The sequence below is a fragment of the Arthrobacter bambusae genome (assembly GCF_022606295.1).
Taxonomy (GTDB): Bacteria; Actinomycetota; Actinomycetes; order Actinomycetales; family Micrococcaceae; genus Arthrobacter; species Arthrobacter bambusae_A.
In genome coordinates this window covers 71,265-98,196 of sequence record NZ_JAHHZS010000005.1, presented here as the reverse complement: position 1 = coordinate 98,196, position 26,932 = coordinate 71,265, and the positions used below count along the sequence as shown (strand labels likewise).

At 65.0% G+C, this 26,932-nt stretch carries 26 protein-coding genes; 13 read left to right on the top strand and 13 right to left on the bottom strand.

The genetic code is table 11. The features are described from left to right. Window positions 1-25 precede the first annotated feature (25 nt). The 3 genes from tpiA (at window position 26) to KNN17_RS05180 (ending at window position 1,625) form a co-directional block, all read left to right on the top strand. The gene (tpiA, locus tag KNN17_RS05190) at window positions 26-841 is read left to right on the top strand and encodes a triose-phosphate isomerase (RefSeq protein ID WP_241707768.1); all 816 of its coding nucleotides are present in this window, start codon (window positions 26-28) and stop codon (window positions 839-841) included. A gap of 47 nt (window positions 842-888) precedes the next feature. After that, the gene (gene secG / locus KNN17_RS05185; RefSeq protein ID WP_074589634.1) at window positions 889-1,146 is read left to right on the top strand and encodes a preprotein translocase subunit SecG; all 258 of its coding nucleotides are present in this window, start codon (window positions 889-891) and stop codon (window positions 1,144-1,146) included. A gap of 83 nt (window positions 1,147-1,229) precedes the next feature. Further along, on the top strand, window positions 1,230-1,625 hold the full coding sequence (locus KNN17_RS05180) for an RNA polymerase-binding protein RbpA (RefSeq protein WP_078108799.1): 396 nt from the start codon (window positions 1,230-1,232) through the stop codon (window positions 1,623-1,625). On the opposite strand, the gene pgl is transcribed toward KNN17_RS05180, so the two are convergent. Genes pgl through tkt form a run of 6 tightly spaced genes read right to left on the bottom strand, consistent with a single transcriptional unit; the run spans window position 1,578 to window position 9,834 of the window. Continuing rightward, entirely contained in the window at window positions 1,578-2,396 is an 819-nt protein-coding gene (pgl, locus tag KNN17_RS05175) for a 6-phosphogluconolactonase (RefSeq protein WP_078108800.1), read from the bottom strand. The two genes, KNN17_RS05180 and pgl, sit on opposite strands and share 48 nt — an antisense overlap. Window positions 2,397-2,404: 8 nt before the next feature. Further along, the gene (locus KNN17_RS05170; RefSeq protein WP_078108801.1) at window positions 2,405-3,328 is read right to left on the bottom strand and encodes a glucose-6-phosphate dehydrogenase assembly protein OpcA; all 924 of its coding nucleotides are present in this window, start codon (window positions 3,326-3,328) and stop codon (window positions 2,405-2,407) included. Further along, on the bottom strand, window positions 3,325-4,890 hold the full coding sequence (gene zwf / locus KNN17_RS05165; RefSeq protein ID WP_241707767.1) for a glucose-6-phosphate dehydrogenase: 1,566 nt from the start codon (window positions 4,888-4,890) through the stop codon (window positions 3,325-3,327). The genes KNN17_RS05170 and zwf overlap by 4 nt, the downstream gene beginning before the upstream one ends. A 15-nt stretch (window positions 4,891-4,905) precedes the next feature. Further along, the gene (locus tag KNN17_RS05160; RefSeq protein ID WP_241707766.1) at window positions 4,906-6,537 is read right to left on the bottom strand and encodes a glucose-6-phosphate isomerase; all 1,632 of its coding nucleotides are present in this window, start codon (window positions 6,535-6,537) and stop codon (window positions 4,906-4,908) included. Between the two features lie 5 nt (window positions 6,538-6,542). After that, window positions 6,543-7,661 carry a transaldolase gene (gene tal, locus KNN17_RS05155; RefSeq protein WP_078108804.1) on the bottom strand — a complete coding sequence of 373 codons (1,119 nt, stop codon included), beginning with the start codon at window positions 7,659-7,661 and terminating at the stop codon, window positions 6,543-6,545. Between the two features lie 55 nt (window positions 7,662-7,716). Then, window positions 7,717-9,834, bottom strand: coding sequence for a transketolase (tkt, locus tag KNN17_RS05150; protein ID WP_241707838.1), 2,118 nt, complete (start codon window positions 9,832-9,834; stop codon window positions 7,717-7,719). A gap of 482 nt (window positions 9,835-10,316) precedes the next feature. Here tkt and KNN17_RS05145 point away from each other — a divergent pair, with 482 nt between their 5' ends. Next, window positions 10,317-11,279: a heme o synthase gene (locus KNN17_RS05145; RefSeq protein WP_078108806.1), complete on the top strand. Its 963-nt coding sequence runs from the start codon at window positions 10,317-10,319 to the stop codon at window positions 11,277-11,279. A gap of 157 nt (window positions 11,280-11,436) precedes the next feature. Here the strand turns inward: KNN17_RS05145 and KNN17_RS05140 are convergent, their stop codons facing one another. Genes KNN17_RS05140 through KNN17_RS05130 form a run of 3 tightly spaced genes read right to left on the bottom strand, consistent with a single transcriptional unit; the run spans window position 11,437 to window position 14,179 of the window. Next, entirely contained in the window at window positions 11,437-12,381 is a 945-nt protein-coding gene (locus tag KNN17_RS05140) for a COX15/CtaA family protein (protein WP_241707765.1), read from the bottom strand. 59 nt (window positions 12,382-12,440) lie between these two features. Beyond that, window positions 12,441-13,217 (bottom strand): ABC transporter permease, encoded by a 777-nt coding sequence (locus KNN17_RS05135; RefSeq protein WP_241707764.1) that lies wholly within the window; start codon window positions 13,215-13,217, stop codon window positions 12,441-12,443. Then, window positions 13,214-14,179, bottom strand: a complete 966-nt coding sequence (locus KNN17_RS05130) for an ABC transporter ATP-binding protein (RefSeq protein WP_241707763.1) — start codon at window positions 14,177-14,179, stop codon at window positions 13,214-13,216. The genes KNN17_RS05135 and KNN17_RS05130 overlap by 4 nt, the downstream gene beginning before the upstream one ends. Before the next feature lie 101 nt (window positions 14,180-14,280). Between KNN17_RS05130 and KNN17_RS05125 the strand changes: the two genes are divergently transcribed. From KNN17_RS05125 to KNN17_RS05090, 8 genes are all read left to right on the top strand, one after another. Then, window positions 14,281-15,099 carry a helix-turn-helix transcriptional regulator gene (locus KNN17_RS05125; protein WP_241707762.1) on the top strand — a complete coding sequence of 273 codons (819 nt, stop codon included), beginning with the start codon at window positions 14,281-14,283 and terminating at the stop codon, window positions 15,097-15,099. Between the two features lie 11 nt (window positions 15,100-15,110). Continuing rightward, window positions 15,111-16,586 carry a Fe-S cluster assembly protein SufB gene (gene sufB, locus KNN17_RS05120; protein WP_078108810.1) on the top strand — a complete coding sequence of 492 codons (1,476 nt, stop codon included), beginning with the start codon at window positions 15,111-15,113 and terminating at the stop codon, window positions 16,584-16,586. Window positions 16,587-16,588: 2 nt separating this feature from the next. Further along, complete coding sequence (gene sufD, locus KNN17_RS05115; RefSeq protein WP_241707761.1) at window positions 16,589-17,917, top strand: Fe-S cluster assembly protein SufD; 1,329 nt, start codon at window positions 16,589-16,591, stop codon at window positions 17,915-17,917. A gap of 26 nt (window positions 17,918-17,943) precedes the next feature. After that, on the top strand, window positions 17,944-18,300 hold the full coding sequence (locus tag KNN17_RS05110) for a non-heme iron oxygenase ferredoxin subunit (RefSeq protein ID WP_078108812.1): 357 nt from the start codon (window positions 17,944-17,946) through the stop codon (window positions 18,298-18,300). 38 nt (window positions 18,301-18,338) lie between these two features. Further along, entirely contained in the window at window positions 18,339-19,133 is a 795-nt protein-coding gene (gene sufC, locus KNN17_RS05105; RefSeq protein WP_241707760.1) for a Fe-S cluster assembly ATPase SufC, read from the top strand. Window positions 19,134-19,147: 14 nt separating this feature from the next. Then, window positions 19,148-19,480: a metal-sulfur cluster assembly factor gene (locus KNN17_RS05100; RefSeq protein WP_059389266.1), complete on the top strand. Its 333-nt coding sequence runs from the start codon at window positions 19,148-19,150 to the stop codon at window positions 19,478-19,480. A gap of 111 nt (window positions 19,481-19,591) precedes the next feature. Then, a complete protein-coding gene (locus KNN17_RS05095) occupies window positions 19,592-20,998 on the top strand; it encodes a class I adenylate-forming enzyme family protein (protein WP_241707759.1) in 1,407 nt (468 codons plus the stop codon). 40 nt (window positions 20,999-21,038) lie between these two features. Further along, on the top strand, window positions 21,039-22,208 hold the full coding sequence (locus KNN17_RS05090) for a thiolase family protein (protein WP_308196772.1): 1,170 nt from the start codon (window positions 21,039-21,041) through the stop codon (window positions 22,206-22,208). On the opposite strand, the gene KNN17_RS05085 is transcribed toward KNN17_RS05090, so the two are convergent. The 4 genes from KNN17_RS05085 to KNN17_RS05070 all read right to left on the bottom strand — a co-directional run bounded on the left by KNN17_RS05085 (window position 22,205) and on the right by KNN17_RS05070 (window position 25,105). Further along, window positions 22,205-22,828: an energy-coupling factor transporter transmembrane component T family protein gene (locus KNN17_RS05085; protein WP_241707757.1), complete on the bottom strand. Its 624-nt coding sequence runs from the start codon at window positions 22,826-22,828 to the stop codon at window positions 22,205-22,207. The two genes, KNN17_RS05090 and KNN17_RS05085, sit on opposite strands and share 4 nt — an antisense overlap. After that, window positions 22,825-23,556 (bottom strand): energy-coupling factor ABC transporter ATP-binding protein, encoded by a 732-nt coding sequence (locus KNN17_RS05080; protein ID WP_241707756.1) that lies wholly within the window; start codon window positions 23,554-23,556, stop codon window positions 22,825-22,827. The genes KNN17_RS05085 and KNN17_RS05080 overlap by 4 nt, the downstream gene beginning before the upstream one ends. Window positions 23,557-23,574: 18 nt before the next feature. After that, on the bottom strand, window positions 23,575-24,189 hold the full coding sequence (locus tag KNN17_RS05075) for a biotin transporter BioY (RefSeq protein WP_241707755.1): 615 nt from the start codon (window positions 24,187-24,189) through the stop codon (window positions 23,575-23,577). Between the two features lie 154 nt (window positions 24,190-24,343). Continuing rightward, window positions 24,344-25,105 carry a hypothetical protein gene (locus KNN17_RS05070; protein WP_241707754.1) on the bottom strand — a complete coding sequence of 254 codons (762 nt, stop codon included), beginning with the start codon at window positions 25,103-25,105 and terminating at the stop codon, window positions 24,344-24,346. Window positions 25,106-25,329: 224 nt separating this feature from the next. Here KNN17_RS05070 and abc-f point away from each other — a divergent pair, with 224 nt between their 5' ends. Next, window positions 25,330-26,928 (top strand): ribosomal protection-like ABC-F family protein, encoded by a 1,599-nt coding sequence (abc-f, locus tag KNN17_RS05065; RefSeq protein ID WP_241707753.1) that lies wholly within the window; start codon window positions 25,330-25,332, stop codon window positions 26,926-26,928. Window positions 26,929-26,932: the final 4 nt, after the last annotated feature.

Below are 26,932 nucleotides of genomic sequence, written 5' to 3'. Positions count from 1 at the left end.
ATCTCAACGCATCTTTGGAGCACACGTGACAACTTCTGCCAACGGAAACTTCATCCGCAAGCCCTTCATCGCCGGTAACTGGAAGATGAACATGGACCACGTCCAAGGCATCACCCTGCTGCAGAAGCTGGCATGGACCTTGTCCGACGCCAAGCACGACTACAGCCGGGTGGAGGTTTCGGTCTTCCCGCCGTTTACCGACCTGCGCGGCGTGCAGACCCTCGTTCAGGGCGACGAGCTGGACGTCGTCTACGGCGGCCAGGACCTTTCGCAATTCGACTCCGGTGCATACACGGGCGATATCTCCGGGCAGTTCCTCAACAAGCTTGGCTGCGCCTACGTCCTCGTGGGACACAGCGAACGCCGCACCATCCACAACGAGGACGACCAGGTCCTCAACGCGAAGGTCAAAGCCGCCTTCCGCCACGACGTCACGCCCGTCTTGTGTGTCGGCGAGGGCCTTGAGGTCCGCCAGGCCGGCACCCATGTGGAGCACACGCTCGCCCAGCTGCGCGCCGGCGTCGAGGGCCTCTCCGTGGAGCAAGCAGGCGAACTGGTTGTCGCCTACGAGCCTGTCTGGGCCATTGGGACCGGAGAAGTCGCTGGTCCCGAAGACGCGCAGGAGATGTGCGCGGCGATCCGCTCGGAGCTCGCCTCATTGTTCGACGATGCGGTGGCCGCCAAGACCCGCCTCCTCTACGGCGGCTCGGTCAAGGCTAACAACGCGGCAGCAATCATGGCCGAAAGCGACGTCGACGGTTTGCTCGTGGGTGGCGCGAGCCTGGACCCCGCCGAGTTTGCTAACATTGTCAGGTTCGAGAGCCACCTCAGCGCGGCTTAGTCCGTTTTAGGTTCCGCTCCCGTTTTCCGCTCTTCTGAAAGGCCGTCGTGGACGTTCTTCAAGTTATTCTGCAGATCCTGCTGGGCATCACCAGTCTTCTGCTGACGCTGCTCATCCTCCTCCACAAGGGGCGGGGCGGCGGGTTGTCCGATATGTTTGGCGGTGGCATGAGCTCAGGATTGAGTTCTTCAGGTGTCGCAGAGCGAAACCTCAACCGCTTCACCATCGTTTTGGGCTGCACATGGGGCGTCGTCATCATCGGGCTTGGCCTCATCATGCGTTTCACTTCAGGCGGAGACTCCTAGCACTGCCCGTGTCGGGATCCTCCGATTAGACTAGGCTGCATGGCCTTCACCGCCATGCAGCCGAACTCTCAAGGGGATCGACGATGGTTCATGGTACTTCCGGATTCCGGGGCACACGGGCCGGCGTAACAGCCGGATCGGCCCCGAGAAACCAGCCCGACTCTGTTGTTGGCGAAAGCCTGCCGCGTATTCGTGTTCCCTATTGGTGCGCCAAGGGACATGAAACGCGGCTTGTTTTCGTTAAGCTCCCGGAAGATCAAATCCCGATTCGGTGGGACTGCCCTAAATGTGGCCTGATTGCCGTGCGCGAACAGGGCGAGGCCACCATGGAACGTGCGGACGAGGAAGTCTTCAAGAGCCACCTGGACTACGTTAAAGAAAGACGCTCCAGCCAAGACGCGGAGATTGTCCTGGCCGGAGCGCTCAAGCGGCTACGCGCCCGCGGGATCCTTGCGGATGAGCTGCTGGGGGACACGTGAGGCCGCGTTTTCATCGATGAGCCATAGGGTCCTCGACCGGCCGCTAGGACCGGAGGCGGGAACCTGGACCGGGTTGGCCCCTGCGAGGGCCAGTCCGACAGCCCCGGCCTTGTCCTCGCCCGCCACGACCATCCAGATTTCCTCGGCCGAATTGATCGCGGGCAACGTCAGCGAAATCCTCGACGGCGGCGGCTTGGGGGAGTTCTCGACCCCCACGACCGTACGGTCCTTCACGCGGATACCCGCTTGCTCGGGGAAGAGTGACGCAATGTGCGCATCCGGACCCACGCCGAGGAGCAGGACGTCGAAACGCGGCAACTCACCGGCCTCCTCCGGACGGTTGTCCGAAGCGTCGGCGGCGTGCTCGGCGGCAGCTGCGGCCTTGAGCCGGGCCGCGTAGTCCGCTGCGGCCTCGTCCGCCGTGTCGAACTCGTCCGTTGAACCCGGTTCGTGCACCCGGGCCGGGTCAACCGGCAAGCTGGCAAGCAACGCCTCACGCGCCTGAACGGTGTTGCGGTCCGTGCTGTCCTTGCCAACGAAGCGCTCGTCACCCCACCAGAAGTTCACCCGGGACCAGTCAACAGCCGGCGCTGCTGGCGAGTCGGCAACCGCTTTCAGGGTGCCGATGCCCACGGTACCGCCGGTGAGGACCACAGTGGCTTCCCCGTGCTTGTCCTGGATGTCCACCAGCTTGGTGATGAGCCGCGCTGCGATCGCGGCCATCAGGACGGCGGAGTCGGGATGGATGCTTACTCTGGGGTCGGCGCTCACTGGGACGGTCACTCCTTGCTATTGGTTCGGGGCAGTCCCATAGTAATCACTTCTCCGAAGACATCGTCCGGATCAAGGCGACGCAATTCTTCGGCGAGGCAATCCCGGAGGCTTCGGCGGGGCAGTGAGATCCGCTGGGCGGGCTGGCCCGGCTGAGTCAGTTCCGCCACGGTGAGGCCCGGACGGACCAGCTGGACGTCGCCCGTGGCGCGGCTGAGCCGCACCCTGCGGATGCCTGTTCCCGCCGGGTCGGCGACGATCTGGACCGGAGCGTCGAGGAACAGGGTGAGCCAGGCGGCCAGCAGCAGGGTGCTGGGCGAGTCCGAAGCCCCCTCGACGGCGATGGCCGTGACGGGGGATTCGTCCACCTGGTCCAGGGCTGCCGCGAGCTGGAGGCGCCAGTTGGTCAGGCGTGTCCAGGCGAGGTCGGTGTCCCCGGCGCGGTACGTCTTCCGGATCCGGGCAAGCGCCGCCGCGGGGTCGGCTTCGTTGGCCGAGTCCGTGATGCGGCGGTGCGCGATGCGTCCGATCGATGTCTCGCAGGCGTTCTCGGGTGCGCCGTGCGGCCACCAGGCCACGATCGGCGCGTCCGGGAGGAGCAGTGCGGCGACGAGGGACTCGCTTTCCTTGGCGAGCTCGCCGTAGCCGCGCAGCACGATGACCTCGGAGGCTCCGGCGTCGCCGCCCACCCGGATCTGGGCGTCGAGGCGGTTGGGCGCTTCGCTGCCTGCGTCCGCGAGGACGATGATCCGGCAGGGGTGTTCGCGGCTGGCCTCGTTGGCTGCCTCGATGGCTTCTTCCTCGAGGCCGGACTTCGTGACGACCACGAGGGTCAGGACGCGTCCAAGGGCGATCACCCCTCCCTGCTCGCGCAGGGAGGTGATCTTCTTGGAGATCTTGGAGGTGGTGGTGTCGGGAAGATCTACGATCATGGCCTTCTCCAGGTTCGTCCGTCGCGGGCAAGGAGCTCGTCGGCCGAGGCCGGGCCCCAGCTGCCGGGAGCGTAGGGTTCGGGCTGTTCGTCGAGGCCGGCCCAGTATTCCTCGAAGGGGTCCAGGATCTTCCAGGACTCCTCGACTTCCTGGTGCCGCGGGAAGAGCGGGGGCTCGCCCAGCAGCACGTCCAGGATGAGGCGTTCGTAGGCTTCGGGGCTGGACTCGGTGAACGAGTGTCCGTAGCCGAAGTCCATGGTCACGTCGCGGACTTCCATCTGCGTTCCCGGTACCTTGGATCCGAAGCGGATGGTGGCCCCCTCGTCGGGCTGGACGCGGATGACCACGGCATTCTGGCCGAAGTCGTCTTCGCCGTGGCCGCGGAAGAGCAGGTTGGGCGCCCGCTTGAACACCACGGCGATTTCCGTGACGCGCCGGCCCAGGCGTTTGCCTGCCCGGAGGTAGAACGGCGCACCGGCCCAGCGCCGGGTGTTGATGTCCAGGCGGATGGCCGCGTAGGTTTCCGTCTTGGAATCGGCCGGAATGCCGTCTTCCTCGAGGTAGCCCTGCACGAGCTCGCCGCCCTGCCAGCCGCCGGCGAACTGGCCGCGGGCGGAGTGGCTGGAGAGGTCCTCGGGGAGCCTGACGGCTGCGAGGACCTTTTCCTTTTCGGCACGCAGGTCGTCGGCGTTGAAGGAGATGGGCTCCTCCATGGCGGTCAGGGCCAGCAGCTGCAGGAGGTGGTTCTGGATGACGTCGCGTGCGGCGCCGACGCCGTCGTAATAACCGGCCCGTCCGCCGGTGCCGATGTCCTCGGCCATGGTGATCTGGACGTGGTCGACGTAGTTGGCGTTCCAGAGCGGTTCGAACAGCTGGTTGGCGAAGCGCAGGGCCAGGATGTTCTGGACCGTTTCCTTGCCCAGGTAGTGGTCGATGCGGAAGACCGCGTCCGGCGGGAAGACGGACTCCACGATGTCGTTGAGCTTGCGCGCGGACTCCAGGTCGTGCCCGAACGGCTTCTCGATCACTACCCGGCGCCACTGCCCGTCGCCGGCCTGCGCCAGTCCGTGCTTGGAGAGCTGTTGGCAGACCTGCTCGAAGGCCTTGGGCGGAATGGACAGGTAGAAACCATGATTTCCGCGGGTGCCGCGGGTTTCGTCCAGTTCGTCCAGGGTGGCGCTGAGGCGCTTGAACGCCTGGTCGTCGTCGAACTCTCCCTGGACGAAGCGGATGCCCTCGGAGAGCTGGTTCCAGACGGCGTCGTCGAACGGGGTCCGGGAGTGCGCCTTGACGTTCTCCTTGACCTCGTTCGCGAAGTCCTCGTTGCTCCAGTCCCGCCGGCCGAAGCCGACGAGCGCGAAGCTCGGCGGCAACAGCCCGCGGTTGGCTAGGTCATAGACCGCCGGCATGAGTTTCTTGCGGGCGAGGTCACCGGTGACTCCGAAGAACACCAATGACGAAGGCCCTGCGATGCGGTTCAGGCGCCGGTCCCGCGGATCCCGGAGGGGATTGCGGTGGCTTGCCTTTCCGGTGGACCGGTAACCGATTTCAGTTTCTGGCATGTTTGGGTTTGTGCCTTAGCTTTCGAGCGCGCTGGCCTGGCCGGCCAATGCGGCGACGATGTCCTGGAGCTGGGCGACACCGGCTCCGCGGTCCGTGAGGTGCAGCCGTAGGACCGGACGGCCGTGGTCCTCAAGAACCTGGGCATCGCCGGCGGCCTGGGCCGCAATCAGCTGACCGAAAGTGAACGGCCGTTCAGGGATGGCGATGTCGCCGCTTGCGGCGGCCGTCACCTGCAGGAACGAACCGATGGCCGGTCCGCCCTTGTGGAATTGTCCGGTGGAGTGAAGGAAGCGCGGGCCCCAGCCGAAAGTCACCGGCCGGCCGCTGACTCCGGCGAGCTCGTCGCGGATGCCTTCGAGCTGCGTGAAGGCGATCCGGTCGAAATATGCCTGGACGCTCAGGTAACCGTCCGTGCCGAGTTCGCCGAGGAGCGCCTTGACGGCGTCGGCGGCCGTTGCAGCGTCGCCGAGCCACGCACCGCCGCGGACCTCGATCGCGCCGTCGACGAAGTTCGCCGGCGTCGGCTCGGGACGCGCGTCCAACAGGCCGCGTGCGGCGATCTTGGCTGCCTCGACGTCGGGCTGGTCAAACGGGTTGATGCCCAGCAGGCGCCCTGCGACCGAGGTGGCGAATTCCCAGACGAACATCTGGGTGGCCAGGCCGCCTGCGATGGCTGCCTCGTTTTCGCCGAGTTCGACGTCGGATTCCGCACCGACGAGCCGGATCACCAGGACGTCGTCCGCGCCGCTGCTGACCTCGGGAGCGGAAGGACCTGCAACAACGGGCAGAACCCCCGTGCCGAGCTTGCCGGTGGACTCGGCGATGAGTTGTTCGGCCCAGTCCGCAAATCCAACGATTCCGGAACCGTCCTCGACGATCACGATCTTGTTGCGCAGCGGGGTGGTTCCGCCCAGTGCGGCACCGAGCCGGAGCCCGATGTTTTCGGGGGAGTCCTCGTTGAGGATTTCCGCTGCTTCCTCGGCCTCATCCAGGAACGCCTGGATGTCGACGCCGGCGAGGCCGCTCGGGACCAATCCAAAAGCGGTCAGCGCCGAAAAGCGGCCGCCAACGTTCGGGTCGGCGTTGAAGACGGCACGGTAGCCGGCTTCGCGGGACGCCTTGTCCAGCGGGGAGCCGGGATCGGTCACGATGACGATGCGGCTCTTGGCATCGATGCCGGCCTCGGTGAAGGCCCGCTCGAATACCCGTCGCTGCGAGTCGGTCTCCACGGTGGAGCCTGACTTGGAGGAGACCACGATGGCGGTCTCGGCGAGGCGGTCCGCGAGGGCAGCACCGACTTGTTCAGGGTCTGTGCTGTCCAGCACGGTCAGCTCGACGCCGGCGGTGCCGGCAATGACCTCGGGGGCAAGCGAAGAGCCGCCCATGCCACACAGGACAATGCGGGAGACGCCTTCGGCCCGGAGGGCATCCCGGAGTTCCAGGATTCCTTCGACCAAGGGCTGGGAAACGGTTGCCGCTTCCACCCATCCGAGACGGATGGCGGACTCGGATTCGGCGTCCGGACCCCACAAAGTGTGGTCCTTGGCGAAAATCCTGGTGGCAATCCGGTCTTCGACAAGTGCCGGGATGTGCTGCTCGATGGCCTGCTGCGCAGCACCGCTGGCGTCGTAGCTGAGAGTGCTCATGTGGGTTAGGAAGCCTTCCGTGCAGAGGCGAGGGCGCCTTCGACGTCGGCCAGAAGTTCCTTCCAGCTGGCGACGAACTTGTCCAGGCCCTCGGATTCGAGGATTGCGACGACGTCGTTGTAGGAAATGCCCAGCCCCTCCAGGTCGTTGAGGACGCGGTTTGCCTCCTCATACGTGCCGGAGACGGTGTCACCCGTGACGACGCCGTGGTCGAACGTGGCGTCGAGGGTCTTTTCCGGCATGGTGTTGACGACGCCCGCGGCGACCAGTTCGGTCACGTACAGGGTGTCCGGGTAGGCCGGGTCCTTGACGCCGGTGGAGGCCCACAGCGGGCGCTGGGGCAGTGCGCCGGCCTCGGCCAGGACTGCCCAGCGCTCGGTGGAGAACAGCTCTTCGTAGACCTGGTACGCGAGGCGGGCGTTGGCGACGCCTGCCTTGCCCTTGAGGGCCCTGGCTTCATCGGTGCCCAGGGCATTCAGGCGCTTGTCGATCTCGGTGTCCACGCGGGAGACGAAGAAGGACGCCACGGAGTGGATCGTGGAGAGGTCGTGGCCGTTTTCCTTGGCCAGCTCCAGGCCGGACTGGAAAGCGTTGATGACGGCGCGGTAGCGCTCCAAGGAGAAGATCAGGGTCACGTTGACGCTGATGCCCTCGGCGAGGGTTGCCGTGATGGCGGCGAGGCCTTCAAGGGTTGCCGGGATCTTGATGTGGACGTTGTCCTTGTTGACCTTCTTGTACAGGTGCTTGGCCTCGGCGATGGTGCCTTCGGTGTCCCACGCCAGGCGGGGATCCACCTCGATGGAGACGCGGCCGTCCACACCCTTGGTCGCTGCCGCGACCGGGGCGAAGAGGTCGCAGGCATCCGCGACGTCGGTGGTGGTGATCTCGAAGACGGTCTCTTCGACGGACGCGCCCTTGGCGGCCTTTTCGGCGATCACGGCGTCGTAGTCGCTGCCGGCGGTGATGGCAGCGTGGAAGATGGACGGGTTGGTGGTGACACCAACCACGTTCTTCTCGTCGATGAGCTTCTGCAAGGTGCCGCTGGAAAGGCGTTCCCGGGAAAGGTCGTCAAGCCAGATGGACACACCGGCGTCGGAAAGCTGCTGGGTGGGAGTCGTAGTCATTTCTTAATCTCCTTGGAAATCTGTTCGTTGCTGTCGGATTCGTCTCGGACGCGTTTCAGCTGCTGAGACCCGCGAGGGAGTCCTTGGCAGCAGCGGCGACTGCTTCTGCCGTGATGCCGAACTCCTTGAAGAGGCGCTTGTAGTCCGCGGAGGCGCCGAAGTGCTCGAGGCTGATGGATCGTCCGGCGTCGCCGACGAATTCCTTCCAGCCCAGGGCCAGGCCGGCTTCGACCGAGACGCGGGCCTTGACGGCGGCGGGGAGCACGGATTCGCGGTACGCGGAGTCCTGCTTGTTGAACCACTCGACGCACGGCATGGAGACGACGCGGGTGGCGATGCCTTCGGCCTGGAGCGCTTCGCGGGCATTCACTGCGAGCTGGACCTCGGAACCGGTGCCGATCAGGATGACCTCGGCCGGGACCGTGGCGCCGTCCTTCGAAGCTTCTGCCAGGACGTAGCCGCCCTTGGCGACGCCGGCGGTGGAGCCGAAGGTGTCACCCTCGGCAACGCCCTCGCCGCGTGCGTAGGTCGGGATGTTCTGGCGGGTCAGCACGATGCCTGCCGGGTTCTCGTGGTTCTCGAGCATGGTCTTCCATGCTGCCGCGACCTCGTTGGCGTCGCCGGGACGGACAACATCCAGGCCCGGGATGGCGCGCAGGGTGGACAGTTGTTCCACCGGCTGGTGGGTGGGGCCGTCTTCGCCCAGGCCGATCGAGTCGTGGGTCCAGACGTACAGCGACGGAACACCCATGAGCGCGCCGAGGCGGATCGCGGGACGCTGGTAGTCGCTGAAGATCAGGAACGTACCGGAGAACGCCCGGGTGCGGCCGTGCAGCGAGATGCCGTTCACGATCGACGCCGCGGCGTGCTCGCGGATACCGAAGTGCAGGACCCGGCCGTACGGGTTGCCCTTCCACGCGCCGGTGGAGCGCGAGGCCGGGATGAACGACGGCGAACCCTCGATGGTGGTGTTGTTGGACTCGGCGAGGTCGGCGGAGCCGCCCCACAGTTCCGGAAGGACCGGGCCGATCGCGTTCAGGACCTTGCCGGACGCGGCGCGGGTGGAGACTTCCTTGCCTGCTTCGAACACCGGAAGCGCGGAGTCGAGCTCGACCGGAAGCTTCTTGGCCTCGATGCGCTCGAGCAGCGCAGCGCCCTCGGGGTTGGCGGTCTGCCATGCTTCGAAGGATGCCTGCCATTCGCTGCGCTCTGCTGCGCCGCGTTCGACGACGGCGCGGGCGTGCGCCAGGACGTCCTCGTCAACCTGGAAGGATCGCTCGGGGTCGAAGCCCAGGACTTCCTTCAGGGCTGCGACTTCCTCTGCGCCAAGGGCGGAACCGTGGATCTTGCCCGTGTTCTGCTTCTTGGGCGCCGGGTAGCCGATGATGGTGCGCAGCGAGATGATGGACGGCTTGGACGTCTCGGCCTTGGCGGCGAGCAGCGCGCCGTAGAGTTCCTGGACGTCTTCGACGTATTCGCCGGTCTTGGTCCAGTCCACGCGCTGGGTGTGCCATCCGTAGGCCTCGTAGCGCTTGAGGACGTCTTCGGTGAAGGCCACGTCGGTGTCGTCTTCGATGGAGATGTGGTTCTCGTCGTAGATCACCACGAGGTTCCCCAGTTCCTGGTGCCCGGCCAGGGAAGAAGCTTCCGAGGTGACGCCTTCCTGGAGGTCGCCGTCGGAGGCAATGACCCAGATGGTGTGGTCGAACGGGCTCTGCCCGGCGGGAGCATCGGCGTCGAACAGGCCGCGTTGGCGGCGCTGCGAGTACGCGAAGCCCACCGAGGAAGCCAGGCCCTGGCCCAGCGGGCCGGTGGTGATCTCGACGCCGGCGGTGTGCTTGTATTCCGGGTGGCCCGGGGTCAGCGATCCCCACGTGCGCAGGGCCTCGAGGTCCTTCAGCTCCAGGCCGTAGCCGGAAAGGAACAACTGGATGTACAGGGTCAGCGATGTGTGGCCGGGGGACAGGATGAACCGGTCACGGCCGATCCAGTCCGGGTGCTTCGGGTCGTGGCGCATCAGCTTCTGGAACAGCAGGTAGGCGGCCGGCGCAAGGCTCATGGCCGTGCCGGGGTGACCGTTGCCGACCTTCTCGACGGCGTCAGCGGCCAAAACGCGGACGGTGTCCACGGCGCGCTGGTCCAGGCTTGTCCAAGTCAGTTCTTGCTCTTCCAAATGTGGCACGTAAACCGAGCCCCTCTCTGTGCTGACGGCTGGTGGCGGCACATGGCAAGCCTCGGGCACAGGATGGCGCCCGCTGCGAAGTGTCTACCAGCCGTTCACCATTGAAACGTTGATCTATCATCCAGACATGCAAATCTGAGAATACGCTTTCTCGGAAACCTGCGTGAGCTGATCTGCAGACAGCTTAGCCCGGTTCGCGGCCCCAAATGGTGGGAATCCCAAAAAATGGACGCATATTCCGTTTTATGAATCACCTCGACGGCAAAGCGCCGGTGAACTTTCGGAAATAACGGAAGGTTCGCCGGTGCCGTGGCGTCGGACAGGCCACGGTATGATATCTGGAGGCCACCAGCGGCGCGTGCGCCATCGATTGCATGCATGGATCGAATGCACGCTTCACCCCGTGCCCCGGATTCGGAGGTGCCAGGATGAACAGGCGCCGCCGCTGCGAGAACACCAGAGCAAAGAACAGAGTGACTGCCAACGTGAGCACAACAGATACGCCCCTCAACGCTTCCCCGGCTGTGGGGAAGGGCGGAATGTCCCGTAAGTTCAAGGCGTATCTGGCACTGACCAAACCCCGCGTGATCGAGTTGCTGCTGGTCAGCACCTTGCCCACGATGATCTTCGCCCAACGGGGCTTCCCGTCCATCGGGTTGATTCTGGCTACGTTGGTGGGCGGCGCCTTTGCCGCCGGCAGCGCAGGGGTCTTCAATTGCTACATCGACCGCGATATCGACAAGTTGATGCACCGGACCGAAAAGCGTCCCCTTGTGACCGGGGAAGTCACCCCACGCGAAGCTCTCGTCTTCGCGTGGATCCTTGGGGCCGCGTCCATCGCCATCCTGTGGTTCGGGGCCAACCCGCTGTCCGCTTGGCTGGGCCTCGGTGCAATTGTTTTCTACGTTGTCATCTACACGATGATTCTCAAGCGCCGCACGGCACAGAACATCGTGTGGGGCGGCGCGGCCGGCTGCTTCCCGGTGCTGATCGCCTGGGCCGCGGTGACCAACACCGTCGAGTGGCCCGCCGTCGTGCTCTTCATGGTGATCTTCCTGTGGACGCCTCCGCACTACTGGCCGTTGTCCATGCGCTACGGCGAGGACTACCGCAACGCCAACGTCCCCATGCTGGGCGCCATCGCCGGCGCCAAGGTGGTTTCCGTCCAGGTGGTCCTGTACGCCTGGGCCATGGTGGTGTGCTCGCTGCTTTTGGTGCCGGTTGGCCGCGCGGGCTGGGTCTACACCATCGCCGCCGTCCTCGCGGGCGCCTGGTTCCTGTATGAATCCCATGCCCTCTACAACCGGGCACAAGGCGGCGACGTTTCCAACAAGGGAGCCATGAAGGTCTTCCACGGTTCCATCAGCTACCTGACGCTTCTCTTCATCGCCCTCGCGGTGGACCCGTTCATCGGTTCCCCGATCATCGGCGGCTGACGTTCCCCGTCCCCGCAGGACGCCCGCCCACCTTCAGGGCCGTTTTCCCACACGCCCGCTCACCTGTAGCGGTAAAACGAAAGACCCTCGCTCACGTCGCATGACGTGAGCGAGGGTCTTTGCTTTGGCTTGCGCAGAGGCCATCAGCCGCCAGGTGCTAGAGCTTCGGGCTGAACCGTGCCACATCCGCCGCGTTCGTGGCGGCGCCCATGAGCAGGGCGGCACCCAGCATGTGAATTCCCACGAGGAGTGCGGGAATGCCGTTGTAGTACTGGGTGAAGCCGATGACCGCCTGCAGGACCGTCACGGCGAGCAGCAGCAGCGCAGCTGTGCGGAACAGGCCGGTGACTCCCTTGCGCAGGACGAAGTAGACAGCGAAGACGGCACCCGCCGTGATGAGGTACGCCGGCACTGCGTGGATGTGCGAGACGAGGTCCCAGTCGAGGTCGTTCCGCGGCGCGTTCGCGTCCCCGGCGTGCGGTCCGGCACCGGTCACGACGACTCCCAAGCACACCGCAACCGCCGAGAAGAACGCGACGGCGGTCATGACTGGGCTCATGGCTCCTGGAATCGCTGCCAACGGCCGCTTCATGAACCGCCCGGTCCGGCCATAGGCGCGGTTGACCAGCAGGGTGGAAAAGACAACCAGGGCCATGGAAACCAGGAAGTGCAGTCCGACAACCCAGGGGTTCAGGTTGGACAGCACGGTGATGCCGCCGATGATGGCCTGTGCCGGAATGCTGGCCAGCAGGCCCACGGCCAGCAGGAACAAGTCGCGGCGTTCCTTGCGGAGGTTCCACAAATACACAAGCATCAGGACCGCGACGGCGGCCAATGCGAACGTCAGCATCCGGTTGCCGAATTCAATGAAGCCGTGGATGCCCATCTCCGGCGTATTCACCAAGGATCCGCTGGTGCAACGAGGCCATGTGGGGCAGCCGAGCCCTGAAGATGTCAGCCGGACCGCGCCCCCGGTGACCACCAGGACCACCTGGCCGATCAGGGACAACATCGCCAGCCTGCGGATCGTGCTGTTGACTTCCGTGGGCAGCTTGTCGGCCAGCTGCTGGATGGACTTCGGGAGGCGGGAAGCCGTGCTCACAGTGTTCTCAATTCTCGGTACTCAATTCATGCTGACGGTTCGGTTCCACTGCGGGACACTCAATTCCATTTGAACCAGCGGACGGCGGCCATGCCAGGAACGACGGTCCACAGCAGCAGCACAAGAACATACGGAAGGGAGACGCTGCCATGGAGGAAAGCATCCCTGAGGGACTGCCCCAAGGCTCCTGAAGGCAGGAAATGCACAATGCTCTGCGCCAGGTCCGGCAGACGCTCGGCAGGAACCACGATTCCGCCGAGGGCGCCCAGCAGGATCCAGAGCAGGTTCGTGATGGCGAGGGTTGCCTCAGGCCGGACGGTGCCGGCGACCAGGAGCCCGAGCGCAGTGAAGGCGGCAGCGCCGAGAACCAAGAGGCCGAGGCCCGGAAGCCAACCTTCGGGCCGTGGATGCCAGCCGAGCAACGCGGCGACGGCGCCGATCACCAGGATCTGGAGGACCAGGACTGCCAAGACGGCGATGATCTTGCCGGCAATGAGTCCGGTCCGGCCCAGGGGGGTGGTCGAGAGGAAGCGGAGCACGCCGTAGCGGCGGTCGAAGCCGGTGGCGATGCCCTGGCCCGTGAATGCCGTGGACATGGCACACAGGGCGAGGACACCCGGCGTCGCGATGTCCACCCTGCTGGCGCCCAAGCCGTCGAGCAGTGGCGTCACGGTGAGTCCCACCAGGGCCAGCAAGGGCATGATCACCGCGAGGATCAGCTGCTCGCCGTTCCTGATCATGGTCAGGGTCTCGTAGCGGCCCTGCAGGAGGATCCTGCGCATCAAGGTCGCCGGTCCGGCGTGGTGTGTGCTGCGCAAAGGGATTGTGCTGGTCATCGGATATCCCTTCCGGAAATGTCCAGGAAAACGTCTTCCAAGCTGCGCGCCTCCAAGCGGAGGGACGCCGGCATGATGCCCTGCTCTGCCCACCAGGCCGTCAGCTTCGCCAGATGCTGCGGCGTCAAGGTGCCCGCAATTGCGTAGCTGCCTGCCCGGCTTTCGGTGACGGTCAGTTCGTGGCCGATGGCCGCGGCAATATCGAGGCCGGCCGGGGCGTCGAAGAACAGTGTGCGTTCAGTCACCCCGTCCATGGCCTCATGGCCGTGGCTCAACAAGTCGGCGACGGTGCCCTCTGCGACGTTGTGGCCGGCGTCGATGATGTAAACATAGTCCGCAAGCCTTTGCGCATCGTCCATGAGGTGCGTGGTCAGGATGATACCCATGCCGGCATCCCGCAGTTCGGCGATGAGCTCGAAGACGATTTGGCGGGACTGGGGATCGAGTCCAGCGCTGGGCTCGTCCAGGAACAGGACTTCGGGATTGCCGATCAGGGCAGCCGCAAGCGAGAGCCGCTGCTTTTGGCCGCCGGACAAGCGGCGGACGCCGGTGCGGCTGAAGGTATCGATGCCCAAGCGCTCGACGAGTCCGTCCAGCGGAAGCGGATTCCGGTACATGCCCGCAATGTGCCGAAGCAGGGGGATGGGACGTGCCGACGGCGGGAGGCCGCCGTCCTGCAGCATGACGCCGACGCGTGAACGGAGGTCTGCGCCGGCGGTGTCGGGATCTTCGCCGAGGAGTCCGATGCGGCCGCCCGTACGTTTCTGGAGGCCTTGGGCACATTCGAGCGTTGTCGTCTTGCCGGCGCCGTTGGCACCCAGCAAGGCGGTGATCTGGCCGCGTTCTGCGAACATTGAGAGGCCGCTGACTACCCGCAGCATTTTGCCGTCAAGGGAAGCCAGCGGGCCAACGTCCTTGATGAGTCCGTCAATGGTGAGGACAGGGGATTCGGGGGATCGCACCAAAGTATTCTACGTGAAGTAGTAGGCCTGCGGAGGGCAAGCCGCCGCAGGCCAGCCTTGCCTTACTGGATGCGCGGACTAAATTACGACATGATTGTGTTGTGTATTCCATGAGGAGTTCTGTTTCCGTGCCCGCAGGGCATAGCGCGGTCATACCCGTGCCCGGTGGCACTGCCGTTGGCGTCGCTGATGCAGAAGACCGCACCCGGAACCGCGTTCTCAACGCGGTGTTGGAGCATGGCCCCGTCAGTGCGGCTGAACTCGGCGACATGCTCGGGTTCACCCCTGCCGCTGTCCGCCGGCATCTGGATCACCTGCAGCGTGCCGGTGTCATAGAGGTAAAGCGCGTCGCGAAGGCGGGTGCCGGCGCGGGCCGGCCGGCCCGGCGCTATGTCCTCAGCTCCCAGGGGCAATCGAAGCTCGGCGATGACTACCTGAACATCGCGAGTTCCGCCTTGCGGCGGCTGAGGGACCTCGCAGGCGAAGAAGCCGTCAGGGACTATGCGGTGGAGCGCTTTGCCGAGATGGAGGCGCGCTACGCACCCGAAGTCGACCGCGCGGGTTCCGACATCGCCGCCAGGGCTGTGGCGCTGTCCAAGGCGCTGAGCCGTGACGGGTATGTCGCATCGGCAGCGTCGATTGAGACCAAGGCGCCCCTGCCCGCATCCCTTTCAAGCGTGCAGCTCTGCCAGGGCCATTGCCCCATCCAGCAGCTCGCCGCGGAATTTCCAGTTTTTTGCGACACTGAGACCGAACTGTTTTCCCGTTTGGTCGGCGTCGATGTCCGCAGGCTTTCCACCCTCGCGCAGGGCGGACACGTCTGCACCACCCACATTCCTACCGGCAGGCCGGCCGCCAAGGAGGCCCTCGGGTTTCCGAAGCTGCCGGCCGCGCCCCATGTCGAATCCAACAATCAGTAAGAAAGGCCGTGATGACGGGTCAATTAGCTGAAGGAACAGCAGAGAAAGCGCTAGCTGACGGTGCTGTGATCTCGGAGATTCTGGAGAAGAATCCCGAGCTGCACGGTATTGGCACCTACGAGTACGGATGGGCTGACAAGAACGACGTCGGCGCCAACGCACGCCGTGGTCTCAACGAAGAGGTAGTCCGCGACATTTCGGCCAAGAAGAACGAGCCGGAATGGATGCTGGACCTGCGCCTGAAGGGCTTGAAGTACTTCGACCGCAAGCCCATGCCTACCTGGGGTGCAGACCTCTCGGGCATCGACTTCGACAACATCAAGTACTTCGTGCGCTCCACCGAGAAGCAGGCTGCCACGTGGGAAGACCTCCCCGAGGACATCCGCAACACCTACGAGAAGCTGGGCATCCCGGAAGCCGAGCGCAGCCGCCTCGTGTCCGGCGTGGCCGCGCAGTACGAGTCCGAGGTTGTGTACCACCAGATCCGCGAGGACCTGGAAAAGCAGGGCGTTATCTTCCTGGACACGGACACCGCGCTCCGCGAGCACCCGGAGATCTTCCAGGAGTACTTCGGCACCATCATTCCGGTGGGCGACAACAAGTTCGCGTCGCTGAACACGGCCGTGTGGTCCGGCGGTTCCTTCGTGTACGTCCCCAAGGGCGTCCACGTGGACATCCCGCTGCAGGCCTACTTCCGCATCAACACCGAGAACATGGGCCAGTTCGAGCGCACCCTGATCATCGCGGACGAGGACTCCTACGTCCACTACATCGAAGGCTGCACCGCTCCGATCTACACGTCGGACTCCCTGCACTCCGCTGTGGTGGAAATCATCGTGAAGAAGGGCGCCCGCGTCCGTTACACGACCATCCAGAACTGGTCCACCAACGTGTACAACCTCGTCACCAAGCGCGCCATCTGCGAAGAGGGCGCCACCATGGAATGGATCGATGGCAACATCGGCTCGAAGGTGACCATGAAGTACCCGGCCGTCTACCTCGTCGGCGAGCACGCCAAGGGTGAGACCCTGTCCATCGCCTTCGCCGGCGAAGGCCAGCACCAGGACACCGGCTCGAAGATGGTCCACATCGCGCCGAACACCAAGAGCTCCATCATTTCCAAGTCCGTGGCCCGCGGCGGCGGTCGTGCAGCCTACCGAGGCCTGGTCCAGGTCCGCGAAGGAGCCAAGCACTCCGCCAACACCGTGCGTTGCGACGCCTTGTTGGTAGACACCATTTCCCGTTCCGACACCTATCCCTACATCGACATCCGCGAGGATGACGTGGTGATGGGCCACGAGGCCACCGTTTCCCGAGTCAGTGAGGAGCAGCTCTTCTATCTGATGTCTCGCGGTATGCCCGAGGACGAGGCCATGGCCATGATCGTGCGAGGCTTCATTGAGCCGATTGCCCGTGAGTTGCCAATGGAATACGCCCTTGAACTCAACCGCCTGATTGAACTGCAGATGGAAGGATCCGTCGGTTAGCAATGACTGAAATCACTACTGAAAAGGCCCGCATCGGCGCGCCATCGGCCAAGCCGTTTATCGACGGATTCACCGAAGAGGGCGAGAACCTCTCACCGGTCAACACCGGTACCAACACGTCTTCCACCTCGGAAAAGACGTCGGAGCAGGCACCTTCGGCGGGGCCGCTTGCAGGCGCCTCGGCCAAGAGCCACTCCCACGGCGGCGGCGTTGGAATTCCGGACAGCTCGCGCGCAGGTCGGCTGACCTCGTACAAGCTGGCTGACTTCAAGCCTCTCACCGGGTTGGAAGAAGACTGGCGTTTCACCCCGCTCAAGCGGCTTCGCGGCCTTCACAACGAGGTCCTCTCCGGTTCGGCACCGTCCGTCGCCGTGACCGCCCCTGAGGGCGTCGTCGTCGAGACCGTGGGGCGGGACGACGTCCGCATCGGCTCCGCGGCCATTCCGGAGGACCGCGTGTCCGCCAATGCCTGGGAGAACTTCGCCGAGGCCACCGTCATCACGGTGCCCGCCGAGCTCCAGCTCGACGGCGAAGTGTCCGTCCTGCTGACCGGCACCTCCACTGAAGCTTCCGCCCAGCACATCGTGATCGTGGCAGGCCGCTTCTCGAAGTCCCGGATCGTCCTGGACCACCAGGGCAGCGCGATCGTTTCTGAGAACGTCGAAATCCTTGTCGAAGACGGCGCGGACCTGACGGTCATCTCGCTCCAGGAATGGAACGACGACGCCGTTCACGCCTCTTCGCAGCAAGCCAAGCTGGGCCGTGACGCCAAGTTCAAGCACATCGTGGTGAGCCTCGGCGGCGACGTCGTCCGCATGACTCCGTCCACGCGCTTCACCGGGCCGGGCGCGGAAGCCGAGATGTTCGGCTTGTACTTCGCCGACGCGGGCCAGCACCTCGAGCAGCGCCTGTTCGTTGACCACGCCGTGGCCAACTGCAAGTCCAACGTCCTGTACAAGGGCGCCCTGCAAGGCCGCAACGCACACACCGTGTGGGTTGGCGACGTCCTGATCCGCAAGGAAGCAGAAGGCACGGATACCTACGAGGCCAACCGCAACCTGGTCCTCACGGATGGCGCACGCGCCGACTCGGTTCCGAACCTTGAGATCGAAACCGGCCTGATCGAAGGTGCCGGCCACGCCAGCGCCACCGGCCGCTTCGATGACGAGCACTTGTTCTACCTCATGGCACGCGGCATCCCCGAAGACGTTGCCCGCCGCCTGGTGGTCCGTGGCTTCCTCAACGAGATCATCCAGCAGATCAAGGTACCGGCGCTCGAAGAGCGCCTCACCGAAGCTGTTGAGCGCGAGCTCGCCGCGAGCGACAACTAATACAAGCCAAGCAGGGAAAACAGACTATGAGCGATCAGCCACAAGGCGAACTGGTATGCAACGCCAACGAGATCCAGGTCAAGCAGGCGCTGCGCATCCTGATCGATGACTACCCCGTAGCCATCGTCAAGGATTCGATGGGACAGATCCACGCCATCGGCGACACCTGCTCGCATGCGGACATTTCGCTCGCCGAGGGTGAAATCGAAGGCTGCGCGATCGAATGCTGGGGCCATGGCTCCCAGTTCGATCTCCGCACCGGACAGCCCTTGCAGCTCCCTGCCTATGACCCCGTCCCGGTCTTCGCCGTCACCCTCGACGGTGACGACGTCTACGTGGACGTGACCAACGTTGTGAACGGCGCGTCAGTACAGAACTACTGAGCGCCAAGTGCCTAAAGACTTACGAAAGAAAGAAGAGCATGTCTACTCTTGAGATCAAGGACCTGCACGTCAGCATCGAGACGGAGCAGGGCACCAAGGAGATCCTGAAGGGCGTCAGCCTGACCATCAAGACCGGTGAGACCCACGCGATCATGGGCCCCAACGGTTCGGGCAAGTCCACCTTGGCTTCCACCATCGCCGGCCACCCGCGCTACAACGTCACGAGCGGCACCATCACGCTCGACGGCGAAGACGTGCTGGCCATGAGCGTTGACCAGCGCGCCCGTGCCGGCGTCTTCCTGGCCATGCAGTACCCCGTAGAGGTTCCGGGCGTCACCATGACCAACTTCCTGCGCACGGCCAAGACCGCAATCGACGGCGAAGCTCCTGCCCTCCGCACCTGGACCAAGGACGTCAAGGCGGCCATGCAGCAGCTGCGCATCGACGCCGACTTCGCACAGCGCAACGTCAACGAGGGCTTCTCCGGCGGCGAGAAGAAGCGCGTGGAGATCCTCCAACTCGAGCTCTTCAAGCCGAAGTTCGCCGTGCTTGACGAGACTGACTCCGGCCTGGACGTCGACGCGCTCAAGGTCGTCTCCGAGGGCGTCAACCGCGCCCACGCCACGGGCAACATGGGTACTTTGCTCATCACCCACTACACCCGCATCCTGCGCTACATCAAGCCGGACTTCGTCCACGTGTTTGTCGATGGCCAGGTTGTCGAAGAGGGCGGCCCTGAATTGGCCGACCGCCTCGAAGAAGAAGGCTACGACCGTTATGCCACCGGCGCCGGCGCAGCCACCATTGCTGCTGCCGCAGCAGCACAGGCCTAGTTAGGACTCCCGCCATGACCGAAATCAACGCGGCTCGCACCAGCCTCGAGGACGTCGAGGAGGCGCTCAAGGATGTCATTGACCCGGAACTCGGAGTCAACGTGGTGGACCTTGGGCTGCTCTACGGTCTGAAGTACTCGGAGGAGGACGGCGCTCTGCTCATCGACATGACGTTGACGACGGCGGCCTGCCCGCTGACCGATGTCCTTGAAGAGCAGGTCGGCCAGTCCCTCGACGGCATCGTCGACGACTGGCGCCTCAACTGGGTATGGATGCCGCCATGGGGTCCCGAGCGGATCACGGACGACGGCAAGGACCAGATGCGGGCCCTCGGCTTCAACATCTAGGAAAACCCTCGACGACGGCCGGTCACCTTCCGCGGAAGGTGACCGGCCGTCGTCGTACCCGCACAGCGTCATAGAACGGCGCGTACCCGCGGCAGGGGCTAAAATTCGATGATGCCTTTCCTGGACAAACTTCAGCTCTGGGCCGGTGAGCGCCCCGACGACACCGCCGTCGTCGTCGGCGGCAAGCGGCTCAGCTGGGCTGACCTTCGGGACGCCGCAGCCTTGCGCCTGGGCGGGACGCCCGCGACGGCGGTACTCGCCGAAGCGAATTCGCTGGACTTCGTGGTGTCCTACACGGCCGCGGTCGCCGGCGAGCGTTGCTGCGCCGTGCTGGACCCGTTGTGGCCGCGCGCCATGATCGATGAGGTCACCGAGAGGATCGGACAAGCCGGGCCCGCCACCGGCCCGACCGCCACAGGCGACGAGCTGTCAGACGGCGGTCCGGACTCCACGTTCCTGATCGGCCTGACGTCCGGAACCACGTCCGTTCCCAAAGCCTTCACCCGTTCACGGCGATCATGGCAGGTTTCGTTTGACGCCTCCATCGAATTCTTCGGGCTGACCCCCGAGGACAGGACGCTCGCGCCCGGGCCGCTGTCCGCGAGCTTGAACCTGTACGCCCTGTCGGAATGCCTTTATGCCGGGGCGCCCTTCCACACTTTGGAGACCTTCGACGTCGGCGATGCCCATGCGGCCATCAGCTACGACGGCGTCACCCGACTGGTCCTCGTGCCTACGATGCTGCGCCTCCTGAGCGAACGCGGCCTGGCTGGAGGAGTGGACGCATCCGGCGTGCGCAGCATTATCTGCGCGGGCTCAAAGCTGGACGCCCGCACCCTGGAGGCGGCGAGGCGGTGGGCACCGAACGCGGCAATCTTCGAGTACTACGGTGCGTCCGAGCTCAGCTTCGTTTCCGGAACGCGGCTTGCTGCCGGGGAGCCGCTCGACGCCGGTGGCACCGGAATCGGCGGACCGTTTCCCGGCGTCGAACTCAGAATCATGGACGACGGCGGCGCGGAGCTGCCCGACGGGACCGACGGGAACATCTGTGTCCGCTCCGGCATGGTCAGCAACGGGTATTTGTGGGGCGACGACGGCCAGGCGCTGCGCTGCCTTGACGGTTGGTACACGGTGGGGGACCAAGGCTATGTGGACTCCGGTGTCCTGCATATCCTCGGCCGCCGGTCTGACATGATCATCACCTCCGGGAGGAACGTCTATCCCGACGAGGTGGAACTTGCCTTGGCATCGGTCCCGGGGGTCTCGGCGGCCGTCGCGGCCGGAATGCTCGATGATGTCCGCGGCCAGAAAGTCGTGGCCGGAATCGTTCCAGCGTACGGTTCGGTGACGGCAACACAGGTCAAGACAGGCCTGGACGGCCTGCTCGCCCGGGACAAGCGGCCCCAGCGGTATTTCGCGCTGTCGGAATTGCCCGTGACGGACCGCGGGAAGGTCAGCCGCCGGATGTTGCTCGACTGGATTGAGAACAACGATCCGCGGGCGAAGCCCCTTGCCTAGCCGTGATCCGGTCACAGGGCCGGACCCTTCGCACCAACCCGTGATCATCGCTGCCCTGCGTACACCCATCTGCCGGGCCAACGGACAACTGAAGGCGCTGCGCGCCGAAGAACTCCTCTCCCCGGTCCTGCGCTCACTGCTGACGGCAACGGGTATTGCCGGCTCAGACGTGAACGACGTCGTGATCGGCAATGCCGTGGGTGGCGGCGGAAACCTGGCCCGGTATGCCGCCTTGCACGCGGGACTGCCGCTGGAAGTTCCCGGACTGACCGTGGACCGACAGTGCGGCTCTGGACTCGACGCCATCGTGCTGGCGTCCCGGCTCGTGGTCGCCGGCGGTAATGGCGTCTTCCTCGCCGGGGGAGTGGAGAGCATCAGTACAGCTCCCTTGCGTGCCAGGCGGAACCAAGACCCCGACGGCGAGCCGGACTTCTACACCCGCGCCACCTTCGTGCCGCCCGGGTTCGGGGACCCGGACATGGGGGTGGCCGCTGAAAACGTAGCGCGGGAGTGTGCCGTCAGCCGCGAACAACAAGACGAGTTCGCCTTGCGGAGTCACCAGCGCGCCGTCGCTGCCGGTGCCGCCGGCGCGTTTGCCCCCGAAATTGTCCCCGTGCAAGCAGGGGAGGCCGTGGTGCAGGCGGATGACGGACCGCGGGCTTCGCTCAAGGCCGGACTCATGGCCCGCTTCCCGCCGGCATTCGTACCGGACGGCACTGTGACGGCCGGAAACTCGTGCTTCGACGCCGACGCGGCCTCCGCCGTCGTGATCACTTCACTGGAGCGGGCACGTCAACTGGGCGCCCCCGACGGGCTGCTGGTCCTGGGCTGTGACACCGCGGGCGTGGACCCGGAACTGCTGGGCATCGGGGCGTCAGTGGCGGCCAAGCGCTTGCTGGCGGAGCTTGGTCTTGAACCCGGGGAACTGGACCTCGTGGAATTCAACGAGGCTTTTGCTTCGCAGACCCTCGCGTGCCTTGGCGCGCTGGGAGTGGAACCGGCACGGGCGAACCTCGACGGCGGAGCGTTGGCCCTGGGACACGCTTACGGTGCGTCCGGGGCTGTCCTGGTGACGCGGTTGCTGGCCCAGGCACGCAGGACGGCCGGAGCGCAACCGGGCCGGCAAAGCCTGGCGCTGGCGATGATCAGCATCGCAGGCGGAATGGGCACCGCGGCGATGTTCCGCTACGCGCAGTTGCAGGGCGATTAGTCTTCGGCGTCGCCAAGGCCGCGCGCGGCCAGGGCATCGCCGGTCTGCCGGGCATAGGCGACCGTCGTGATGAATACCGGCAGCACCAGGGCACGGGGATTGCGCTCAAGGCCGCGCGCCCGGGCTGCGTCGCGGACATCGGAAAATGCGCCGGCGATGAACGGAAGGCTGCGCAGCATGATCGCGATCGTCAGCGCGAAGCGCTCAGGGTCCGCTCCGAAACGCTTGAACGGCTTGGACAGGGCCACCACTCCGTCCAGCAATGCTTGCACGGGAGTCGTGACCGTCAGTACCGACGCCGCCACGACGCAGACAAGCACATTGAGCACAATCCGCGCGGCGACAGGGCCGCCCAGTTGCCACCACTGGAAAGCGCCGATCGCAAGGAGGATGGGCGTTACGAGCCACACGGAGCGCCCGAGCCGTTTGAAGCCCGCACCGCTCAGCAGGAAGAGCCCGCACATCACTGCGAGGACCACTGCCGAGACAAGCCAATCGACAATGAGGAACGATGCGAGGCCGCAGCCGGCAACCAGCAGGAACTTGAGCCATAGGGGAGTGCGGTGCACGATCGAGTCGCCCCGCACGTAGTTGGGGATCAGGACCCCGTGGCCCCTCACGTCGCCTCCACCTTGCCCTGCGGGGATTCAGCCGCGCACAGCGCGCGGTAGTGTTCGACGGCGGCGGTTGCTCCGCCGTCGAACACTATCCGTCCGCAATCCACCACGAGGGCGCGATCCGCTTCGAGGGCAAGGTCGAGATCGTGGGTGGACATGATGATCTGTTGCTCCAGGCCCGCAAGGGTCCGCCTGAGCAGCTCCCGGTTGCGCAAGTCCAGCAGGGTCGAAGGCTCGTCGAGGACCAGCACGGCCGGGTCCACCGCGAGGACGGCCGCGAGGGCGAGCAGTTGGCGTTCTCCGCCGGAGAGCTCATAAATACTCTGGTCGGCGAGGTCCAGGATCCCGAACCGTTCCAGCACGGCTTCCGCACGGGCAGCACGCTCTGTTGAGTTCTTGATGGAGCGCCGCAGGGAGAGTTCCACGTCTTCCCGGCCGGTCGGCATGACCAGCTGCGACAAGGGATCGGTGAAGACGAAGCCCACCTGGCTGCGGACCTGGCGAACGTCCCGAACGCTGTCTGCGCCGTTGACGCTGACGGTGCCTTCGCTGGGAGCCACCAGGCCGTTGAGCAAGCGCAGCAAGGTGGATTTTCCCGAGCCGTTGGCCCCGATGACCGCGATGCGTTGCTCGGTGAGTTCCAACGAGACGTCCCGCAGCAAAGTCTTGGGCGCCGGACTGCCATCAACGGCTACGTGCACAGAGACTTCGCTGAGAATGATGGTGTTCATCTACTGATTGTGCCCGCTCTATTTGACGCGGCGGACCAGGATGTCCGGGAAGGCCTTGTGTAGCGAGACCGCAATGATCGCCGCCAGGACGTTCTTGATGATGTCCCCGGGGTAGTAAGGCAGGTCGGCCAGGAACGCCTTGGCAAAGTCGAACTTGCCGTTGACCATGAAGCCAAGCACTCCGAGGCCGTGGATGAGGACGATGGTGCTGGCCATCGCCGCGGCAAACAGGAAAACGGTGCGGTACTTGACGGTCTTGCGGATCACGATGGCCGCCAACCAGCCGGTTGCGGCCGCCGCCAGCGGAAACGCAATGATGTATCCGGCCGACGGTGTCGCCAGGATACCGAGCCCGCTGCGACCCCCGCTGAAGATCGGCAGTCCCGCGAAACCGAGCAGGGTGTAAAGGCCGACGGCGGCAAAAGCGCGCCCGCCGCCGAGCACGAGGCCGGTCAGGATGACGGTGAGGGTCTGCAGGGTGATCGGCACGCCGAGTGCGCCGACCGGAATACCCGGAATCAGCGTTGAGGCGGCCACGAGGGCCGCGAATACCGCGATGAGGCCGATGTCCGTGGACGTCCAGCGGGTGCGGGGGGAGGTTCGTCGCGTGGATGCGGTTTCGGTGCTGCTCATGGTGTGTCCTGTCTCTGCCTTGGGGGCGGGGGAATCCCTGAAACCGACACTACAGAGCAGCCTGACACGGAATTTTGTAGGGTGTCCACGAGCAGCACCACAAGGCCTTGGGCCCTAGGTACAAAGGCGGCGCTGCTCGCGGGCGGAGTCGTGGCTAAGCTTCGACATCCTCAGCAGCCGGGGTGAAGCCCGCGCGGTCCACCTTGCGGTGGTAATGCATACCGGCGAGTCCTCCCAATGCCGCGGCGATGAGGGTCACCGCTGCCACCACGATGGCGGCGACGATGCCGATGGTGCTGAGCTGTCCCTCATTCACCGGAATCCTCGGGAAGCTGTTCACGCTGGCGAGGATATTGAACCGCGGTCCGGCGAACAAGCCCAGCAAGGCCACCAGCACGGCGACGATAACCGCCCAAAACCAGACCATGAATCCTTGCCTGACGCCGTTGAACCGGGCCATGCGTCCGGCAACGTAGCCGCCGCAATAATAGGAGAGGAACAGGATCACCAAGAGCGCGATGATCCCCGCGATGCCCACGGGCTGCGATGACGCGAGGTTCGCCGCATCACTGGCGTTCGCGTTGTTGGCGAGTCCGACGGCGATCCCCGCGGCTGCGAGGAGGGCGACCAAAAGCACTGCCATTCCGGTGGCGGTCAGCCAGCCGAAAAAGGCGGAGCCGATCTTGATTCCGCCGAACTGCTCCTTTTCGCGGGCGATGACGGTCTCGCGGGTGGCTGCGGTGGGGTCGGTAGCGGCGGGAACTGCCGGATAGCTGCTCGTTTCGTCCACGTAACCGGAGCCGCTTCCACGCACATCACCTACCCGCTCGTTCCGTGCTTCAGCGGCGTATGGGACTTCACCCTGGGCGCGCTCGGCCCGGACGTGCTTGCCATCGGATCCTGCTGTACTGCTCATCGAGAGCCTCCCTCGCAATTGTCCTACCTTCACCTAACCACGCGCCGAAAATAGTAGCAAGGGTACTTACTATTTCCTGATCATCCGCGCCCGCCCTTGCCGCTGGCGAGTGTGGGACCTTGTGGGCGGTAGAATCGTAAAGGCCGTTTGTTCGGCCCTTCCACTTCAGCTGCGCCGTGACCTCCGGTGCTGCGGGTGTTCCCCATTGAAAGGCATCCCCCGAATTGATTACCGTCCAGGAACTCGAACTGCGCGCCGGCGCCCGCCTGCTCATGGACCAGGTGAGCTTCCGCGTGGACAAGGGGGACAAAATCGGTCTGGTGGGACGGAACGGTGCGGGCAAAACGACCCTCACCCGCGTCCTTGCCGGCGAGGGACTGCCCGCGGCGGGCAAAGTCGCCCGCAGCGGTGAAATCGGCTACTTGCCCCAGGATCCGAGGACTCCGGACATGGAGCAGCTGGCGCGCGACCGCATCCTTTCCGCCCGCGGGCTCGACGTGGTGGTGGGAAAGCTGAAGCAGGCGCAAACGGACATGTCCAGCGAGGACGCCACCGTTCAGCGCAAAGCCATGAACCGCTACGACCGTCTCGAAGCCGAGTTCCTTGCGGGAGGCGGTTACGCGGCCGAGGCCGAGGCTGCTGCTATTTCCTCCAACCTGGCTCTTCCCGAGCGGCTCCTGAACCAGCCGCTCAAGACCCTGTCCGGCGGCCAGCGCCGGCGCGTGGAGCTGGCCCGGATCCTTTACTCGGATGCTGAGACCCTTCTCCTGGACGAACCCACCAACCACCTTGACGCAGACTCCATCACCTGGCTCCGCGACTTCCTCAAGGGCCACCAGGGCGGGCTGATTGTGATCAGCCACGACGTGGAGCTCCTCGAGGCGACAGTCAACAAGGTTTACCACCTGGACGCCAACCGGGCGCAGATCGACTTCTACAACATGGGTTGGAAGCGCTACCTGCAACAGCGCGAAACCGATGAACGCGCCCGCAAGCGCGAACGCGCCAATGCCGAGAAGAAGGCCCAGGTCCTCATGGACCAGGCCAACAAGATGCGTGCCAAGGCCACCAAGGCCGTCGCGGCGCAAAACATGGCGAAGCGTGCCGAGCGGCTGCTCGGAGGCCTCGAAGCAGTCCGCGAGAATGACCGCGTGGCAGCCTTGCGTTTCCCGGATCCAGCTCCGTGCGGCAAGACTCCGCTCACGGCAGAAGGCCTGAGCAAGTCCTACGGCTCCCTGGAAATCTTCACCGACGTGGACCTGGCAATCGACCGGGGCTCCAAGGTGGTCATCCTGGGCCTCAACGGTGCAGGCAAGACCACCCTCCTGCGGATGCTCGCCGGGGTGGACAAGCCCGACACCGGCGACATCGTCCCGGGCCACGGGCTCAAAGTGGGCTACTACGCCCAGGAACACGAAACCCTGGACCACGAACGCACCGTCCTGGAGAACATGCGTTCATCCGCTCCAGACATGAAGGACGCCGAGGTCCGCGGGATCCTCGGTTCCTTCCTGTTCTCGGGCGACGACGTCGACAAGCCGGCGGGCGTGCTTTCCGGCGGTGAGAAGACGCGACTGGCCCTCGCCACGATCGTGGCCTCGAGCGCCAACGTGCTGCTCCTGGACGAGCCCACCAACAACCTCGACCCCGCCAGCCGCGCCGAGATCCTCGGTGCCCTGCGGAACTATTCCGGCGCCGTCGTCCTCGTCAGCCACGATGAAGGCGCCGTGGCGGCGCTGAACCCGGAACGCGTCGTCTTGCTTCCGGACGGTGTCGAGGACCACTGGAACGAAGACTACCTGGACCTCATCACCCTCGCTTAGGGGA